The 1350-nt window shown below is 61.7% G+C and carries 2 protein-coding genes; both read right to left on the minus strand.

From position 1 onward, the window contains the following. The coding region (locus V6C16_RS13305) for an FAD synthetase family protein (RefSeq protein ID WP_333543443.1) at nucleotides 1-512 on the minus strand (512 nt) is incomplete at its 3' end. 165 nt (nucleotides 513-677) lie between these two features. Continuing rightward, a complete protein-coding gene (locus V6C16_RS13310; protein WP_333543444.1) occupies nucleotides 678-1193 on the minus strand; it encodes a hypothetical protein in 516 nt (171 codons plus the stop codon). Nucleotides 1194-1350 lie beyond the last annotated feature (157 nt).

Below are 1350 nucleotides of genomic sequence, written 5' to 3' on the forward strand. Positions count from 1 at the left end.
TCTATGAGCTTGCGCAGCGTGGTGGAACTGACCACAGTGCCGTCCACCACCACAGGAGGCAACTGCTCCACGCAGAAGCCGGCGTCCGCGCCAAGGCGGCGCAGCACATCCACATGCCCGCCACGGTCGCGCCCCAGGCTGAAATCATAGCCCACCACCAGATGGCGCAGTCGCAACGGCTCTAGAAAAGCACGCACAAAACCCGGAGCATCAAGACCGGCCAGTTCGCGCGTAAAGGGCAGTTCCAGCACATGGCGCACACCCAGCGATTCCAGCAGGGCAAAGCGCTCTTCGCGCGTGGTCAGCGGCATATGCCCCAGATGAGGCATGACCACCTGACGGGGATGGGGCCAGAAGGTCATGACCACGGGCGTCAGACCTCCTCCGGCGCAGACGTCCAGGGTATGGCGTATAAGCGCCTGATGGCCCAGATGCACGCCGTCAAAGTTGCCGATGGTAAGGCCGCTGTTTCCCGTAAAGTTCAGTTCTTCTGTGGAGTGTGCGATATTCATTTTCTGCCGGTTCCGAAACAAAGATACACTTGTGGATTTTTGCTGGCGCAACCCCGGGCCGTGGCCGCCGGGCAGACGCTGCCCGCAGGGCGCGGGCCTGCCGCACGGCCGAAGACCGGGGCATGCGTCACACAAATGCAGACGCGCCCCGGAACGGCATTGGCGCTAAATCAGCCTGTCGAATATGAGTTTGTAGACCTTGCGGATATGAAGGACAAGCTTGAGGTTGACGCTTTTGTCCCCTTTGTCCGCCTGGGCAAAGAATGACGTGAGATGACGGGCCACATCGCTGAAGTCGCCATCGCCCATAGGCTCAAGCATGCCCCAGTATTCGCGGGCGCGCACGAGCACCTGCGCGCCGGTCCTGTCCTTGTGACCGGCCTTGTATTCCTGCAAAAACGTATCAAACATCTGCCCGGCGTCCTGCGGAAAAGACCGCGCAAGCGCAAGACGCCACAACGCAACGTACAGGCCACGCAGTTCCAGCAGCATCTGGCGGCGGCGCAAAAACTGCATGCGCCCCACTCCCAGGCAGTCCAGTTCCACGGTAAAGTCTGCGTCTTCAAAAAGAGCCGCAAAATTGTCCAGAGCCTGTCGCGGCGTGCCTGCAAGAGCCTCGCCCGGCGTTTTTTCCGGGGATGCGCCTGCGGGCGCAACCGGTGTACCGTCCATGTGACCCATAGAACCCCGTCTGCTTACTCAGCGGTATCCGTTTTGCCTGCCGCGTTCCTGAGCGTGGCGTCCCTGTCCTGCTCCCCGCCGTCACGGCGGCGTGAAGAACGCCTACGGCGTTTTCCGCTCCGGGAGCCACCCTCAGCGCCGTCCTCTTCTTTCCGCA

Source organism: Desulfovibrio sp. 1188_IL3213, assembly GCF_036763145.1.
Classification (GTDB): domain Bacteria; phylum Desulfobacterota; class Desulfovibrionia; order Desulfovibrionales; family Desulfovibrionaceae; genus Desulfovibrio.